This is a genomic window from Snodgrassella sp. B3800, from assembly GCF_026535865.1.
Taxonomy (GTDB): domain Bacteria; phylum Pseudomonadota; class Gammaproteobacteria; order Burkholderiales; family Neisseriaceae; genus Snodgrassella; species Snodgrassella alvi_E.
Map to the genome: position 1 here is coordinate 318,071 of NZ_JAFNPH010000001.1, position 17,034 is coordinate 335,104.

At 37.5% G+C, this 17,034-nt stretch carries 18 protein-coding genes, 1 tRNA gene and 1 other RNA gene; 3 read left to right on the forward strand and 17 right to left on the reverse strand.

The annotated features are described in order from the left end of the window. The 12 genes from J3U64_RS01470 to J3U64_RS01525 form a co-directional block, all read right to left on the reverse strand. Entirely contained in the window at positions 1 to 1,140 is a 1,140-nt protein-coding gene (locus tag J3U64_RS01470) for a phage baseplate assembly protein (protein ID WP_267408042.1), read from the reverse strand. Beyond that, a complete protein-coding gene (locus tag J3U64_RS01475; RefSeq protein ID WP_267408043.1) occupies positions 1,130 to 2,458 on the reverse strand; it encodes a DNA circularization protein in 1,329 nt (442 codons plus the stop codon). The genes J3U64_RS01470 and J3U64_RS01475 overlap by 11 nt, the downstream gene beginning before the upstream one ends. Next, positions 2,458 to 4,989 carry a hypothetical protein gene (locus tag J3U64_RS01480; protein WP_267408044.1) on the reverse strand — a complete coding sequence of 844 codons (2,532 nt, stop codon included), beginning with the start codon at positions 4,987 to 4,989 and terminating at the stop codon, positions 2,458 to 2,460. The genes J3U64_RS01475 and J3U64_RS01480 overlap by 1 nt, the downstream gene beginning before the upstream one ends. A gap of 129 nt (positions 4,990 to 5,118) precedes the next feature. Then, entirely contained in the window at positions 5,119 to 5,265 is a 147-nt protein-coding gene (locus J3U64_RS01485; protein WP_180295877.1) for a hypothetical protein, read from the reverse strand. A 71-nt stretch (positions 5,266 to 5,336) separates the two neighbouring features. Then, positions 5,337 to 5,714, reverse strand: a complete 378-nt coding sequence (locus J3U64_RS01490) for a hypothetical protein (RefSeq protein WP_100152456.1) — start codon at positions 5,712 to 5,714, stop codon at positions 5,337 to 5,339. Continuing rightward, complete coding sequence (locus J3U64_RS01495; RefSeq protein ID WP_100140057.1) at positions 5,714 to 6,100, reverse strand: phage tail protein; 387 nt, start codon at positions 6,098 to 6,100, stop codon at positions 5,714 to 5,716. Before J3U64_RS01495 ends, J3U64_RS01490 begins: the two co-directional genes overlap by 1 nt. A 59-nt stretch (positions 6,101 to 6,159) precedes the next feature. Further along, positions 6,160 to 7,590 (reverse strand): phage tail sheath subtilisin-like domain-containing protein, encoded by a 1,431-nt coding sequence (locus J3U64_RS01500; protein ID WP_267408367.1) that lies wholly within the window; start codon positions 7,588 to 7,590, stop codon positions 6,160 to 6,162. Then, positions 7,590 to 7,769, reverse strand: a complete 180-nt coding sequence (locus J3U64_RS01505; protein WP_100156897.1) for a DUF2635 domain-containing protein — start codon at positions 7,767 to 7,769, stop codon at positions 7,590 to 7,592. Before J3U64_RS01505 ends, J3U64_RS01500 begins: the two co-directional genes overlap by 1 nt. Positions 7,770 to 7,809: 40 nt before the next feature. Further along, a complete protein-coding gene (locus J3U64_RS01510; protein WP_267408045.1) occupies positions 7,810 to 8,403 on the reverse strand; it encodes a phage protein Gp37 in 594 nt (197 codons plus the stop codon). A gap of 663 nt (positions 8,404 to 9,066) precedes the next feature. Then, positions 9,067 to 9,157: transfer RNA gene (locus J3U64_RS01515), tRNA-Ser, on the reverse strand. 66 nt (positions 9,158 to 9,223) lie between these two features. Then, positions 9,224 to 9,673, reverse strand: coding sequence for a DUF441 domain-containing protein (locus J3U64_RS01520; RefSeq protein WP_100156895.1), 450 nt, complete (start codon positions 9,671 to 9,673; stop codon positions 9,224 to 9,226). A gap of 115 nt (positions 9,674 to 9,788) precedes the next feature. Further along, positions 9,789 to 10,286: a DUF1841 family protein gene (locus J3U64_RS01525; RefSeq protein ID WP_267408368.1), complete on the reverse strand. Its 498-nt coding sequence runs from the start codon at positions 10,284 to 10,286 to the stop codon at positions 9,789 to 9,791. Positions 10,287 to 10,500: 214 nt separating this feature from the next. On the opposite strand from J3U64_RS01525, the gene ssrA reads away from it, so the two are divergent. Next, positions 10,501 to 10,861: a transfer-messenger RNA gene (gene ssrA / locus J3U64_RS01530) on the forward strand. Positions 10,862 to 11,502: 641 nt separating this feature from the next. On the opposite strand, the gene J3U64_RS01535 is transcribed toward ssrA, so the two are convergent. From J3U64_RS01535 to J3U64_RS01550, 4 genes are all read right to left on the reverse strand, one after another. Continuing rightward, positions 11,503 to 11,934 (reverse strand): M15 family metallopeptidase, encoded by a 432-nt coding sequence (locus J3U64_RS01535; protein WP_267408046.1) that lies wholly within the window; start codon positions 11,932 to 11,934, stop codon positions 11,503 to 11,505. Between the two features lie 53 nt (positions 11,935 to 11,987). After that, positions 11,988 to 12,326 carry a hypothetical protein gene (locus J3U64_RS01540; protein ID WP_267390178.1) on the reverse strand — a complete coding sequence of 113 codons (339 nt, stop codon included), beginning with the start codon at positions 12,324 to 12,326 and terminating at the stop codon, positions 11,988 to 11,990. A gap of 3 nt (positions 12,327 to 12,329) precedes the next feature. After that, positions 12,330 to 12,818: a hypothetical protein gene (locus J3U64_RS01545; protein WP_100140049.1), complete on the reverse strand. Its 489-nt coding sequence runs from the start codon at positions 12,816 to 12,818 to the stop codon at positions 12,330 to 12,332. 248 nt (positions 12,819 to 13,066) lie between these two features. Then, positions 13,067 to 13,966: a phage antirepressor N-terminal domain-containing protein gene (locus tag J3U64_RS01550; RefSeq protein WP_267408047.1), complete on the reverse strand. Its 900-nt coding sequence runs from the start codon at positions 13,964 to 13,966 to the stop codon at positions 13,067 to 13,069. Between the two features lie 364 nt (positions 13,967 to 14,330). Between J3U64_RS01550 and J3U64_RS01555 the strand changes: the two genes are divergently transcribed. Continuing rightward, positions 14,331 to 14,921, forward strand: a complete 591-nt coding sequence (locus J3U64_RS01555) for a helix-turn-helix domain-containing protein (protein ID WP_267408048.1) — start codon at positions 14,331 to 14,333, stop codon at positions 14,919 to 14,921. A gap of 629 nt (positions 14,922 to 15,550) precedes the next feature. Here the strand turns inward: J3U64_RS01555 and J3U64_RS01560 are convergent. Next, on the reverse strand, positions 15,551 to 15,979 hold the full coding sequence (locus J3U64_RS01560) for a hypothetical protein (RefSeq protein ID WP_267408049.1): 429 nt from the start codon (positions 15,977 to 15,979) through the stop codon (positions 15,551 to 15,553). Between the two features lie 377 nt (positions 15,980 to 16,356). Between J3U64_RS01560 and J3U64_RS01565 the strand changes: the two genes are divergently transcribed. Then, on the forward strand, positions 16,357 to 16,974 hold the full coding sequence (locus J3U64_RS01565) for a LexA family protein (protein ID WP_267408050.1): 618 nt from the start codon (positions 16,357 to 16,359) through the stop codon (positions 16,972 to 16,974). Positions 16,975 to 17,034: the final 60 nt, after the last annotated feature.

Genomic DNA, 17,034 nt, shown 5'->3' on the forward strand with positions numbered 1-17,034 from the left:
CTAACGTTTCAATTGATTAACCTGCCGGTTAGTCACCCCTTTACGTTTACCTTTGCGCGAACGTGCAGCAGCAGACTTTTTCACATAAGCATCCGGAGTCCAAATTCCATCTTCTTTTAAGCGAAGTTCTGTCATCGTTCCTCCGCTGCGGCTAAGAGAAAACCGCCGTCCCATGATAAAAAAAATCGCATCTATCTGTTGATCTTCATCGATAACATGCACCCTTTGCCCGGGTTTCCATAAAACACCATTTTGGGTTTTATGATCGGCAACAGTAACTGTTAAAGTAAAACCTTCAAGGCGCCAGTCAGAAAGCATTTTCTTAGCCTGAACTTTGAGCTGTTCCAGATTTTCAGCATCACCAATGACAACCGTTTTAGGTTTATATAACGTCATGGTTTCATCTTTATAAACCCATTTCAGATCATGCTTAGATGAGTTGGCATAGCGTGTATGGCTTTGTCCAAGAAACGTTACTTCCGAATAGCGATTTTCCGTACTGTACTCAATTTCAATACTTTGAATATTACGCCGATTGTCATTTTTACTATGACACAATGAAGCTACAGGCTGGCTAGAATAATCGGCTCCTCCAACTACCAGCGTACCATCAGGTTCAAGCCAGACATGCAACCCAGCTTTATAGGCAATTTTGCTCAGTGCCTGCCAAGCCGTTTCCCCCGGCTCTATGTCAATCTTGTCCAATACCGGATTCTTTTCCGCCTTTAAAACCACATTTTTAATCTGCGGCCATGGTTTGACAATTTTTTGTGCAGCACTTAATACATTCATTCCTTTGACATTAATTTGTGCCACACTGCAATCAACCAGCAATCCGGCAAGGTCGCGGCCATTAAAAGAAATACTGTGATTATTTTTATCTATCACTTCATTCTGATGGCCAATAATACCTGTCATGACCAGCTGCTGATTAATCAACACCTCACATTGCAAAGAACTATAATCCGCTAATAAACCCTGATTTTGTGACACATTAGTTACAAAACTGAACGCATCTGCAGGAATTAGAAAATCACTGTCGATATCATAACTAAGCCAATCTTTATGTTCTTTACCGCCAACCCGCACCACCACTTCATTACCATAAGGATAAGGTGCCAAATCACTTTCATTTAACATAATAATTAATCCAGTCATTACGCTTAATGAAAGAAGGGTGGCACAAATGAGGATTGAGACGGATCAACTCACTAGCCCGGTTTAAATCTTGGTAAAGTAAATAAGCCAATTGATGAATCGTTCCACTTATTTCGGCTTTACGTGTACGCATAGGTGGCTTTTGATTAATGACAGACAAAATATAATCATTAAACTGAGCAGCTATATTGGCCAGCATCTGTATTAAAATTGTCGTCTGCGTATAAAAAGCAGCAGCATTAATACTTTTTATATTTTCAGCATAATCATAAGTTCCACGTAAACTATTAATTAAACCTTGTATACGTAGCCGTAAATTATTATTAATAAGTTGCAGCTCATTAGCTGTAACATGATCACTATTTATTTCAATGATATTAACTGTAATCTGAACCAAATACACAGTACTCAGAAATTGTAAAATCTGAGCAACCGGTTTCATCTGAATTTCCGCAATTCTTTGTACATGATTAATAGCTGCCTCCTGAGATTCCTGCACATTCTGATTATGAAGAATATTTTCTGGCAATTGGTTCAAAATATCTACACGATTACCTATCAAATCAAAAGCCTGTCTGCTGCTTAAACTACCTGTGCCAAAATTACTTTCGTTATTCAAACCAGAACACACCATACTGGCCATAGTATCAATTAGTCCCCTGACATCCTGACTAAAAGTAATTGAAGAATAATTTTTAGAAGTCTGATATAGCAAAGGATCAAGATCAAAAAAACGTCTCACACTCCCAGCTACCCCACATAAAGCAGCAAACACACCATTACTACTCCCCCAAATAGAGGCCCTCCCCTCACGTACCGTTAACAATACGTTGCTATATGCCAATAACTGCTGCGTAAACTGATCAAGAGAATTCTGAATCTGTTCTAATTTGACCAACCATTGATTTTCAAATAAAAACAACGGTGCTGACTCTTTGGCTTCAAAAAACGTTATATCCAGTGCAACATAATTAACTGCTTCAGCCTCAGTACGAAAAGACCAGCTGGCAGCAATCATATTGGGCAACAAACCCAAAACCGGATGAACCAGCGTACCAGCACCAGGTTCTTCAAGCACGGTAAGAAGCTTCATCAACTGCGAATCAAAACTTGAACCAAAGTAAACAGCTGCAATCTGACATTGCCGTCCCTGTGCACCCAAGTCTTCAATATCAGAGCCATTGGCGAAAGGTCGGCCATGTCTTACCAGCGATTTTTCATTTTTATCATTAATAGAAATGACATCAAAAGCAATATTTTTATAACTGGCTTTTTGCAGATTATTTTTCCACATGGTCATTATTGTGCTCCCCCTCGGTTATACATTTCCACTTGATTACGTGAAACTATATTACTGATTACTCTCCCATCCAGCGTCAAAGTTACATTATTCTGTATAACTTGTTGCTGACTCGAAAGTATGGTAGCTATTTTGTCTAAACGTATACCCAGTTCCAGTACAATAGATTGGAAAGCATTTTGAAATTGCTCATTCTGCTGTACCAACACAGATTGCCCAGCAGGCAACTGATTTTCATCAGCATGCATATTGGCAGGTATATTTTTATACGACATCATCATCGCTGTGGATGTCATCATATAATTGCCATTCAGCATCTGCTCCCTATCACTAGTCAATTTTAATTGGCTAGACAAAGCAGGATTGACGCCATAAGCATCATGCCAATCCGAAGACACCCTCTGTCCACTGAATGTATTTGCTGCTGTATGAATATTTTCATTTTCGTTGGTTTGGGTAACCTTATCGCCTATTTTATCGCCCAACATACTGCCGCCGATGCCACCAATCAAACCACCAACTAGCCCACCTAGAACAGTACCCACACCTGGAAATATAAATGTGCCGATTGCCGCACCAATCTCTCCACCTGCCCATGCACCAGCCATACTTCCCGTTGTTGAGGATGCATTTTTTATTTGAGCGGTCTTTTTCTGTTCAGCAGTTAAACTGTCATCATTTGCAATTGCAATTCCATTAGCTACACCACCAATAGCAGATAAAGCTAAATTACCCCGGCCCATCACTTTACCAGCCATTTTTGCCGGAAATTTTCTGGATTTCAAAGTTGTCTTAGAAGATGATGGCGTTTTACTACCTTTTTTCTTACTGTTTTTATTTCTTTTTTTATCAAAATCGTCACCACCATCAATCTCGATATCATTTTTCTGTCCAGATCCAGATAGTGAACTCAACGTTTGCAATGCAGTAGCAGCACTGCCTGCTGCTGCAGCTAAAGCAGTTACCGCTAAAGTCAGTACCGGAAACTCCGCTGACAATTCAGTTAATTTAGTTTGAAAGCCAACAAGTGATTCTACAGCCTCACTTCTACCCAATGTTGTCAGCGCATGATTTTTTTCTTGCTGAAATTCTGGATTAGCAGCTAAAACAGCTGCATGTCTATCTGATGAACTTTCACCAGATTGCGTAAATAATTTTGTTTGCGGTTGTAACAGATTTTGGTTACTTAAATTAGCATGAACAGCATCTTTCGCCTCTTCTGGTATAAATGATAGAAGCTTATCTTGTCTAGCCTGCATCAGCTGACTGGAATACAAATCACCAGAGTCAGCTTTTTGCTTTAAATTCTGATAATTTTTATCTTTTGCTAAGATTTCAGTACAAACCTTAAGCAAAGATTGAACATCATTTAGGCCTTGCTTGCCACCCTCTTCTCTTATTTTATTCCAGTCTAAATGTCTGTTTGGTGAATTAGGATCTTTAACACGACTCAGTTTCTCTGTAAGACTAGGATCAGCCAGAGCCCCAAGCAAAGCCTTAACACTCTTACCAGCATCCTCATTCGAATCAGAATGGGTAGAAGTAGCTTGTAAACTAGAAATCAAATAATCAATACCACGAATATCTGTTAACCCAGCTTTTTTTCCAGATGATAGTAATTCTGGTAGCTCACCACTAAGCTCAGCTATCGAAAACTTACCCTGCTTAGTTGAATCAATAATATGATCAGAAACCTGATGATAATCTTGATTTTTTAAACCATAATCTGCAAAAGATTTAAACAGTTTAGCCGTATTTTCATGATCATATTTACCCACTTCAGTGGATGAATTTATCATACTACGATGGGCATAAGGAATAGTGGCTTTAACTTGATCAAGAGTCATGTTTTGTTGCAACATATCATTGATCAAATCTAGAGCAGCTTGTGAAGTCCCACCATTTGAGGCAACCAGTCCTTTCACCAAAGACTGAATTTCTTTTACACCCTCAGTTTTAATCCATTCAGTTGATTTACTTTTATCGGATACATAAGCTTTAGCAGCAGTTTGTAACACACCCGAACGTAATTTTTTTTCATCATCAATTGATGGACTAACAGCATCATATACAGCTTTGCCACCTTTAATAATAGCGCTACCTGCAGACTTAGCTGTATTCCATCCGGAATTTTTTGAAACCCCCGAATTTTTCTGAATTTTAGAGCTTTTTTCTAACTCTTTATTTAATTCGCGAATACTATTGCGTGATGCCTTACTAGCATTCTGAATCTGTTTTTGCGCAGCACTGGCTGTGGCCGCAAAATTTTTATAAGCATTCCCACTTTTGATGATTTCACGCTGAATCTGCTGCTCAGCACGCAACTCCTTGCGTAAACGTACTTCAGCTGTTCGTTGCTGTTCTCTCTGAATTTGCTGAATAATGCGAATTTGTGATTTACCCGCCTTTTCACTTTCCCGAATAGCAACTGCTGCCGTTCGTTTTATCTGCTGTTCAAGCTTTTTAACTTCTTCTGTCATTTTCACGATAGAAGCCTGCTGTTTTGCCAACGAATCCTGATTGGAAGACATATCAATACTCTCTCTTAATTATAGTTATATTAATTCCAAATGATTAAATGAATTGAAAGAAATGAATAGACTTCAGCAGCATCAATGCATAATCCCAGCCACAAGACAGGGATTATGCATTTAATCAGGCTAATTAGCGGCCAAACTTTCTTTAACCGGCTGAAAAGGTTTTGGTTTTCTCTGACGTAAAGAAATAATTACATTATCATCATCATTTTTGATGCCCATACTTTCCAGCACCGTCTCAATCCACACTGATACTTCTGAATGACACATCCTGCTTACCATTTCAGGAGTAATCAATGATTTGGCCAGTAATATACATGCCTGTCTATAATTTTTATGCGCTACTTCAAAGCTTCGTTGCTCTCGGCTTTTTCGGATGCCGCTGGGTCTGACCGGCCAGCGGCAATCGATTTTGACCGAAGTGATTCCATACTTGTTAAAATTGACTGATAATCTTCAGATGCCAGATTATTAAAAAGAAATTCAACACTTAGATTTTCTGGTTCTATACCTGGCACTTGCAACTGTTGCGCCCAATAAGCCAGAGTAGTAATAATCGCTTTTTCTGCATCTGGAACATCAGTGATTAAACCAGTATCCTCCAATAATTCCAGTGCCTTAAGTTCATCGGCCAAAGTCAATGGCTTAACAGTATAATCAAAATACATCTGCTGATTGTATTCCAGACCATAAACCAGTTTTCCAGTCTCTTTTAACATTATTCAATCACTTTATCCAATGCAAACATTTCAATATCACGACGTGCTTCATTTTCTACACTGTATTCTTCCGAGCATTTTGTACTGGTACAGCCAATATAACTAATGCGAGCTTCATCAGCATTACGCGGATAAATAGTAATTTTGGCGTTAGTAATATTGTCCCAATCAATGCCACTTTCATCCAAAGGAATAGCCGCACTAACACTCATGGTATATTCAGTCACACCATCCGCATAACCACGAACCTTACCGGATTTATTCATGGTTTTTACCACCTTGCGTCCGGTAGTTACTTCCGGCTTAAAGCTGATAATTTCCACTTCTCGTCCGTTTACTTCCATAATTACCGCACCTGCATATTTAGCACCTGTTTTATTTGCCATATAATTTCCTTTATATTTAATAAGGTGTTAATAAAAAATTAACACCTTTAATAATTAATTTATAAATACAGATCCACGCGTGCAGCCAATACATGCAATCCATTAACTACATCAGCCGGTATCACTGCATCCAAACGATTTGGATCGCTGGGATTACGCTGTACAATCAATTTTTCTTTATTTTCCATTACCTGTTCCAGAATTTCTGCGCTTTCACATTGATTTAAAACATCCAGAATTTCGGAACGGACTTTTAAAGGTGTACGTTCAGACAGTTTTTCTCGTGGAAAACGTAAAGCTATGCGTTGATTAATCGCATCTCGAACATAATCAAGAGTACGGATAGTAGTAATATCCAACAATGCCGGATCATCAGTACCAGTTGCATTTTTTACATATGTTGAGACTGCTCGCATAATCTGTACGCGGTTAGATACAATATGCAACGGTGAAAGACCATTGTATAAAGCACTATTAAACTCAGCAAATAAAGGCCAGCTGGCATCAGACGTAATACTTAGACCTTTTATTTCAAGAGTATTCAATGGGCGGGCGGGATCAGTTTCACTGGCAATTACAGCCGCATAGCCTGCAGCAATAATGGCATTACCTTCTACAGCATTTTTATACCATGCTACAGTAATACGTCCACTGTTGATGTTATTAGCAAAAGTTGTTCCCGTACTTAGGGTACCTCGCCAGCCCATTACACCTATACAGCCGCGCTTTTCAATTGCATTTGATACCAGATCTATATGATCCGATAATTTTTTAGCATTCAGACTATCAGTAAATGCATTACAAATAATCTGATAATGCTTACCGGCTACTCTCTGCAGAGCAGCACTGATATCGGGATTAAGCTGTCCACCTTCAAATGGTTTGATATCCAGCACTACACTGCTGGCGCTGGATGTGTCTGTATTAAATGATGCCGACAAAGTAATTTCATTACCAATCGAACCTTTATTTTTAGCGGTTAACTGAATTTTATCGCTTACAACCTCTGCTGTAGCTAATGTGTTTACTTGGTTAATTATATTTGCCAGCCGGTTATAAACTTCTGCGTTAGTATCACCATTATTGACTGTCAGCTGACATTCCGTGCCGCCGATATTAATCGTAAGGATACCTGAGTTAGCACCCGGATCTGCAATCGTAATGGCTATGCTGGCTTTAGCAGCAATACTTTGTTCAGCATCATTTACACCAATAATAGTTAAATCCAAATAAGGATTATTAGTAAATGCCTGTTTGACACAATAATGAGCCCATGACCCCTCACCAAAGAGATTAGCAGCATCGGCGTCACTAAATAATTGTACGGGTGATAATGCCGGCTGTCTGCCTGTTGGTAGCATAGGTGCAATCAGCAGCATCTTCTGCGGATTAGCGGGCAATCCTCTTACTGCTGTCCGAGTATTGAATTCAATATACCGTCCTGGTACACGAATATCATTTCGCACAGTATCAAACTGGATATTTTCTATCATTCATTCACTCCTGTTTTATTTTCTTCGAAATTTTCAGTTATCATTATCAGATCGCCATCAGCCACCAAACGACGGTAGTAGAGAGTGTCCGGTACGTTAACCAATTGAGTTGTTATATAAGAATTAACGCGTTTTTCTTTTGGTACGCGCAAACCATCTGCTGCTTTAACCTTCATCTTCTTTCTCATGAATAGTTAGAACTTAATCCTGCCAAACTTAATTTTCTATTTCTTCTATATTCACCGTCAGTGAAGTAAATGGAGCATGTGGTTCGGAATGACTACCATTAAATTTACTAAATAAATAGTCAGGATTACTTACATCGTTGGTATATTCGGGATATTGATCACTTTCCAGCCCATAGATATCAAAACCTGCCTCAAATTCAATGGCATAAATATTCAAATCTTTACTATTGGCATCAGGAGGATTAAAAAAAACCGGACGAACCGATTTGGGCTGCAAACCTAAACTATTTAAGTGTTCATTTAATCTCTGTCCACTCAGCAGACGTAATACGGCATAAATTAAGTCATTGATATTGGTATTCTGCAAAGATTCTGAATCATTAATCTCATTATTTACACAAACTACATAAAAATTAGCTATTAATTCGAAACGTTGGCGTTCAGAACTCTTTATTTTTATATGTGCTTGATTAAGAGTTAATAACACAGATGTTTTTTTTTCTTTGTTGGTGAACGCATCTCTATTTTCAAGCCCACCAAAAAAAACTTCTATATCTGTGACTAATGATCCCAACCCCTGATGTAATCGCTCAATAATTGCATTTTGGATTTGATTAAGCACAATAAATACATTTCTCCTTTCTTTTTATATATATTTATCATAAATATTATGTATTACATTCACTTAACTATCGAATTAAATATTAAATATCATGTTTCTTTTAGTACAAAAAACAATTCTTGTATTTCACACTTCATATACATAATTCATCAATATCTTCTCGAAAGAGATATAACTTCACGTAATTATCCTGCAGTCAGTCAAAGATATGATTAAAACAATACAAAATGCTTAATCATATTTATGAAGCATTACTCAATGAATAAAATTTTAATATACGTTTGGTTCAACAAACTTTGCGTGTTTATTCTATTTTTTTATACAAATAACCACAGTGACCCATTAATAATTTAGTCAATATCGGCTACAGTAGTAATTTATATAGCAATTTAAATTCAAATATTTTCTGATCTATGTCACTTACTCGCATTAATCTTGATTAGTTTCTATAACACTACTTTTATTTTCTTTATCTTGTATTTTCCATTAGTACATTTATTAGTATAGACTTATCACTCAATTTAGTGAGATTCATTGATTTAACTTGGAAATAAAAACAAATTCAGTACAAAAGCTATACGAAATAAATACATTTAAATAATATAACAATATCATATTAAACATATATAAAAAAAGCCGCATAAGCAGCTTTTATATAGAAACTGGCGGAGAGGAAGGGATTCGAACCCTCGATACGCTATTCACGTATACACGCTTTCCAGGCGTGCGACTTCAACCACTCATCCACCTCTCCAAGAAATGGAAGTGGGCGCATTATAACGAGCGGTCCTCATTCTGGCAAGAACTTCAGGCAATATACCTATAGAATTAACGACAGTAATCCGGCAGCAATCAAAGGTCCCACCGGCACTCCGCGCAGGAAAGCCACTCCGATAATCGTACCAATCATCAAACCTGTCACAATGGTGGGATTCATTTGCATTAGTTGTACCCCACGGCCACCCAGCCACGCAACGACAATGCCTACTACTACAGCAGCAATGGTTTTCCAGCTACTGGCCAAGGCCGCAATCTGCGCAGGCTGCACCTTACCTGTAATCAGCGGTGCCAATACACCGATCATCAGCAGCATAATTCCAAGCTGCAGCCCATATTTTTCTAATAACGGTGCATATTTCAATAACGGTGTCTGCTGCACCAGTAGGATAATCAATGCAGAAATCGTTACTGAAGGATTATGTCCGAAAATACCCAACGCCACAAACAACAGTAGCAACAAAGCATTTGCATTACTTGCCCAAAAAGACATATCCATCCCTTAATTAAAGCTTACAGATTCCAAAATATTATGTACCACATTTAATCTAATAAAGTAAATCGGTACAAATGGTTAAACAATAAACTATAATTTACACTAGAGCAATTCAATCTTTTTTTACGGCAGCTGTTTCGATTTCATGCGGATTCAGACGCGGGTTGTCTTCCTGTCCGAGCCCAACCAAACTACGCAGACGCGTCATATAAGCATTCACATCCAGCCCCTGCCCATAACGCTGTGCCAGCCAGAGGGTTTCCGCCAATGCTTCTATCATATCGTGCTCGGCTTTGACCCAGTCACCTGCATATTTTTTACATAACTGCTGATGGATGGCAGCAATACCAAATGGCTGATCAATCGCAACCTGCTCCTGTACTGACAAATGTAATGACAAATGCAAAAAAGGGTTAGTCTCCCCTTCTTCCGGCCGCCATGTACGGTTAAGGTATTGTTCGACATTTTCTAAATAAGGCGCATATTCGCTATGTGCGTCAATAATCCGTAACGCTTTCTGCTGCAAAGCATCTAACAGATGCGGCTGCTGCCGCTTCTGCCAGACATCTGAAAAAAAATGACGTACATCATCAGTATTGACATCGTACATATTAACCAAGATTTCAAATTAAACCTGTAGATTATAAATCAATACGTTTGGCAACGATATTGCATCAACAGATTTACATTCTGCTCTAATTGTGTATATGCAAATTAATAAAAATAATTTAATATTTTAATCCAGCAGCCAACTTAGTTAGCATATAGCAATTCAGAATAAGTTTGCATATATCTCAAATAAACGTATAATTGACAAACTATCTGGGGGCGACCTTGGTTTCGACGGGGGTTGCAAAGCAGATGCGTGCATACCGGGGTCTCAGATTCCCGTTAAACCCTGAATTTATATAGTCGCAAACGACGAAACTTACGCTTTAGCCGCTTAAGGCTAAACGTTGCAACGGTTCGCCAATGGGCCGTGTGAGGCAACTCACCGCAACGACATTTACATTGGCTGGTTTAATGTCGTGTTGTCTGGCATTAAACGAGATTTATGGCAACTGGTTTACAAACAGCCTGTCTGTCGGCGGTTTGTGAATAAGATTCGAAGTTGGCAAGACTAAGTATGTAGATCGCTCTGTAGAGGACTTTCGGACGGGGGTTCGATTCCCCCCGCCTCCACCATCTCTACAGTATTTCTCTTTTAAAACTATTTAATTCATTTCCATATCACCTGATTTTCAATCTGATTTTATTAAACTGTTTTTAAATTTGTTTCCCTAGAACGCAAAAAAGCTCCCATTTAGGGAACTTATCTATTCAGCTGTTTAAGGTGAAGCATACCTGTGATTTGAATTTATTATAGCATTTATTATGTATAAGTCAATAAAATATCTTAACCAATTGAAATAATTATATATTTAAATTTTCCTCATTCGATTATTATATTTTCATCCAGCCAGACTTAATTCTGAAACAATTTACCCAAACAGATTTTATCATTCGTTTTTAAATGTTGATGAGATAAATATCTAGCCATTCTTATATAAATTAAGTAAATTTTCCGATTATCATTCGAGTAATAAATTTTGGAGGCAGATATTTAGCTTCTTAGAATAATCTGACTAATAGAATTGATTATATTTCTCAACCATGAGTGATTGCTATATTCTTTTGTATTATCTCAGAGTCAAATTTTAGCCTGATCGCAGCATAATGATGAAAAATCTATAAACTATCCAATTTATGACAAATTTAATAAATGTATTGATTACCAATAAATAATGACAGCAACACAACAATTCCATTAGTGCTATTCAGTAGTGTTATACCTCAAAATGAGGATAGTCTTTGTTAGTTTTCCAGTCCCCACCCCACACAATTTTTACATTTAGTTCTGCTGCTGCTTGCTTCATTGCCAAAGCAATGGTGTGGAATTTATGCAAATCGTTCCAGTCTACTGGATACGGTACCAGATCAACTGCTTTACCAGTAACATGTTTACTGGCAAACGGATTGTTTAACCAGGTAACTTTACTTACGGCTGGCTGTGCATATTTAGCTGGCACACCTTTTAGTTTACATTGCTGTTCGGTACGGCCTTTACCGTAATTGATGCAACATTGTTCTCGTGTGCGTAGGCCTTCTGTTACCATAAAATCTTGAGTGGTCAGTTCTATTGCCCTTTTTACCACTCTAACTAGACCGTTATTTACACCATACAGTCGCTGCAATGAGCGATTACTTAATTTATACATTTTTAATATCCAAAAAAAGCAGCCTTTCGGCTGCTGATACTCATTTATAATTATTATTTTGTTGTATCATCGTGACCAACAAATTGTTCTGCTTTTCTACTTACAATATCAATAATGCGCTTTGCCAGTCCTGGCGCGGCGGCTTTGAAGGCATCAAGAAAGGATGTTGTAGACATACCTGCAAATACTCCTACACCAGCAAAAAGCCATGGGCGGTTTGGCGGAAAAAAGTAATCGGTCACTGCTGCTGCAAATATCATTCCCAGTAATACAAACAGTATGGTCATAAACCAACCGTAGCGTTTATAATCGGTGACCAATAAAGAACCAGCCAGCCCGCCTATCAGCGCAAATAAAATACAGACGGAAAAAGCATTTTTTATCAACTCCATACTTTATCGTCCCTTGTGTTTCAAATCTTCAACCCGTTTTGTGTAGTTGATCTGATTACGTCCGGCTAGCGCACACACAACAGCTAATACCGGATAAGTTGTCATTCCGGTAGTCAGTGGTGGATAAGAAGCCCAAAACGTAGCCGATATGACTGCCCATATCAGTGCGGATAAAATCAGTAAATAACCACAAAGCACGTTGCAACGATTAGATTTAAATATGGTTACAAGCAATTGCAATACGGCCATACCAATCAACAGTACCGAAAGAGTCAACGGATGTAATAACAAAAAGCCTTTATACAGTTTGAGATTAAAAACCTCGCTACCGCCCAGAAGAAATATGCCGGCAAAACCGATCATAATCAGTGCGCTGGTTACGGTAATAACGCGTGTACCTGTATGAAACAACCATTTTTGTAATTTATCCGGCAAAAATCTTAAATCCAGCAGTGAATAAAGTAACTGTAATACCATTTCCACATTTTTCATAAATCAACCATCAAATCCTCAGAAAACAAAAAAACCGGCAAATGCCGGTTTTTGTACCCATTAATAATAAAATTTTCATATTTAATTTATTGTATAAATATTTGTTTTGTTTTTGCAATATTTCTCCTTCTGTGATTTAGTCATTAATTCAAGATTTTCTACCAGCTTCATCAAATGAAAACTGTTTACCATCATATTCTGTGCAAAGCAGTGTGTAAGTTTCGTTTAGTACCAAACTCTTGGGAAGATTACATCAGCTTAGCCAGATGCTTGCGCGCAGATTCTTTAATTTCTGATTCGGGCATTTTGTCAAATAAAGGTAGAAAAGCCTTATAGCAGTTATTAAAGACATGCTCTATTTCATAGGCATATTTATGGACCTGATTTTCGTATTTGCTGCCAAAAATATGCAATGCTGGCAGTAAATGCTCAAACATAAGTCGCATATTCTGTGAGCATACAAATGATTCATATAGATTATCTAGTTGAGCAGGTGGTACCATGATATCTGTAAAACCACTGTTATCTGGTTGTGCATTACCGAGACTAACTTTTTTTACAGCTACGCGGCTGAGTAGACACAACACTTCACTAAATTTGGATGCGGGTACATGCTCGTAGCTGACACCATAGCGGGTTTGTACTGCCTGCCATAATGTCATGGCCAGTTCTGCCTGTTTTTCTTTGGCAACGGATAATACAAGTTGCCGATGCAGTGCTTTTATCACAGCAATCTGGTCAGGTTGTAAGCCGGATTTATTTTTGGCTACTGGTTGTGGACAGCACGGCTTTTTTAACGTACGTGGTTTACGCCAGTAAGCCTGTATAGCTTCTGCACACTCGCGCTGATAAATTACTACGGTGTCTTTAAGGCTATCTTTCACTTTTTTGGGATTGATGCTCTGCAGCCAGTTACTTAGCTTTTTCAATGGAATTGCTAATATTTTTTTGGTGCCATTTTTAATTGGAATGGATAAAAATCCACAACCATACTTTTGATAACAGCCTCTGAGTTTTCGATGCTGGGTCGACCAGTCCAGACCGATTCCGCTGACTACAGATTTCATGCACACGTAAACTGTATTCTTGATTTTAACTGTAGCCAGACTACTCCCATTAAAAGAAACAAATGTGATACTATTATTCATTCAAAACTCCTTAATTTGAACTTGGGATTTTGTTTACTTAATACCTCAAAGGTGGCAGCCTTTGAGGTATTTCCTTTTAAGTTGCTATACTAATTAAATATATTTAATTTTTTTTATTTTCACCTTGTATTAGTTTATTGTTAATTTAAGTTTAAATAACTTAAAACTACTTTGGGTTAAACTTAATGACAGTTTTGACTCAATATAAATTCAGGTAATATACCTCTTACGGTTATTAAATATAGCCATTTATGGCTATATTAAAATCTATAAAAGATAATTACAAGCATTTAATGGCTATTTTTAACCATTCTTTGTCATTTTTCGATTAAATTTTTATTTATTAATATCTTATGTTTTTACCATGAAATTTGCCATTCAACTTAAAGCTGCCAGATTGGCTGCTGGGCTTTCTCAAAAAGAGCTTGCCTTTAAAACTGGCATTACGCCTTCTCTAATTTCCCGTTACGAACTGGGTAAAGTTGCACCCAGACTGGAAACGGTTAACCGGATTATGCAAATCCTTAATTTTCAGCCCAGTGAAAGCATATCGGAAGGCCTGTTTAATGATGATGCGTTTATTCCGATTCCTCCTCTTCCGTCTCAAAATACCCATTCAGATACTTCTCAACTTAATCTGTACCGAGAGGATATCAAGCTAAATAATTTGCAGGTAGACAATCTGGTTAGTATCACCATGAGTGGTGATTCGATGCATACTTTGTTAAATGATGGTGACAAGCTCGTTGTGGATGTTTCAAAAAAAATACCTGTAGACGGTAAGATTTATGCATTTAATCAGGGTAGTCTGCTCAGAATCAGGATACTGCAAAACTTACCTAATGAGCGGGTAAGAATGAAAAGTTATAATAATCATGAATACCCAGATGAAACTGTTGGATTAAATCAGATAGAAATTATTGGACAAATTGTATACAAAGCCGGTTTTATATAAATGTTCCCAGATTCAGCTTTTGCTACTCGCAATATTCAGTTTTTTTGTTTGTGTACAGCCGAATACGCTATCAAGTATTCGGCTGGTATCGTAAATACAGTAGTTGAGTTCTGTAATATACATATCAATCATTTTAAGAGAATAATGAGATGATTTTTACGTTTGTTATTTAACTGATGAGATTAATTTAACATAGTCAGATTCCAAGCCATTTTATCTGAAATCTGACCAATTACGAATTTTCCTGACCATTTTTATTCTTCCTTTTTCCATTAAAGATATTTTTTGGTATTTTTGCCTGAATAAGTTCATTTATGGTGTCTGATTTTATATGTTTAACAACTCAGATACTGTTGTAAATATAAGCTCATGTCTGCTTGGTTAAATATTATTAGTTATGGTCTGGTTGACCACATCTTCACTGCCTATAAAGGTATAAAAAAACGGATTTCTGTACGCAAAATCCGTGCTAAATCTCTTATTTTTGTTAATTATGCGCTGCCATGATTTAACCGGTTTCGTAATCACCAGATGCAAAAAAGCTCCCTTGCGGGAACTTTATCAAACAGCTGTTTAAGGTGAAGCATACCTGTAATGTATAATTAATTATAAGCTGTGATGTGATTATGTCAAGTATTATAGCGAAAATATTTTTCAAATTGTGGCTGAAGTTTCATTTCCTGCCAAAAACGCCATAAGCTTTGTTCTATTGCTTGATTCCATTCTTTGCTGGAGTAGCGTCGGCGCTGGTTGCGTTTAACGGAGTTTTGATTCTGGCGCTTATATAAAGGGCTGAGTTTGCAATATTTACTAGACAGAGTGGCAAAGGCTTCGCGGTCTTTGTAAAACAGGTTGCCCATAGTGTTTTTTACCATGTCATACACTTCGGGCTGATAGGTAGGATAAAAAGCTTGCTGGGGGCTTTTATTAGGTGTTTCTGGCTGATATTTCCATTCTATACTTCGGCAATGTCCCTTTTTGATGCTATCTTTCATGCAGTACTCATACGCGCGCAGTACTTTTTCTGCAAGATCAATTTCTGATTTATAGTCTGTCATAGATTCACCTTGTGTAAGTGATGTGCCAAAACCATTAGGCGATACTTAATTAATGTATTGTTTAAGGAAAACTAGTTATTTGCTTTTTTTAAGTTACTTGCCATATTATGAGATAAATGTTTATTTTTAAATTTGCTTTTGAAGCATATTTTTAAAATTTCAGAGTTTCTAAACTTTTGAAATCAATCCTTTGACTAAATACTAAATCACTGTGTGAAGATTATTTTTAACACCTTATCAATTATCGATAATAATCAACAAAGTATTTTATATTCGTTTTAATACAAATATAATATTAAGCCAATATCTAATTAAATGCAAATCATTGCCTAATTATAGTAAGTCTAAATAAGATTAGGTAAACACTAAGGATAGTTATGTACACTGGTAAACAATTAGGTGATGCAATTAAAACTGCTATTGAGCTAAAGGGTGTGCGAAAAGCTGATGTGGCGCGCGCTTTTGCGATAAAACCTCCCTCGGTAACGAGCTGGATACAGACTGGGCGGGTTGATAAAGCTCATATTGATAAGTTGGTATCCTATTTTGCCGATGTTGTGAAGCCGGAACATTTTGGAATCGGTGCATTTGAAGATAATGAAGTTTTGTTTAATGGCTTTAAAGTACCACTGTTGTCATGGATAGATGCAGCTAAGCAGCTGGATAGAAAAACCTTACTGGTTGCCAGTAATATTTGGGTACCTGCTTTGCGCAAGCCCAGTGCACAGGCGTTTGCATTGGAAATCAAGGGAGACAGTATGGAACCAGAGTTTACGGCAGGCGACAAAATTGTAGTAGAACCAGAGCTGCCGGTACAACATGGCAATTTTGTGGTAGTGCGCGAAAGTGGTAATGAGGCGATGTTTAAACAATATGTAAGTGAGGGTAATCGCCATTATCTGAAGCCGCTGAATAATCGCTACCCGATTATCGAGATGTCGGATCAGTTCCATATTTGCGGCATTGTGACTGAGAAATTTAAAATTTATATTTAAAATGTTACACAAGAATCTTACAGGCAAGTTGAGAGAAACTGAAGAGTGACAACGCTGACT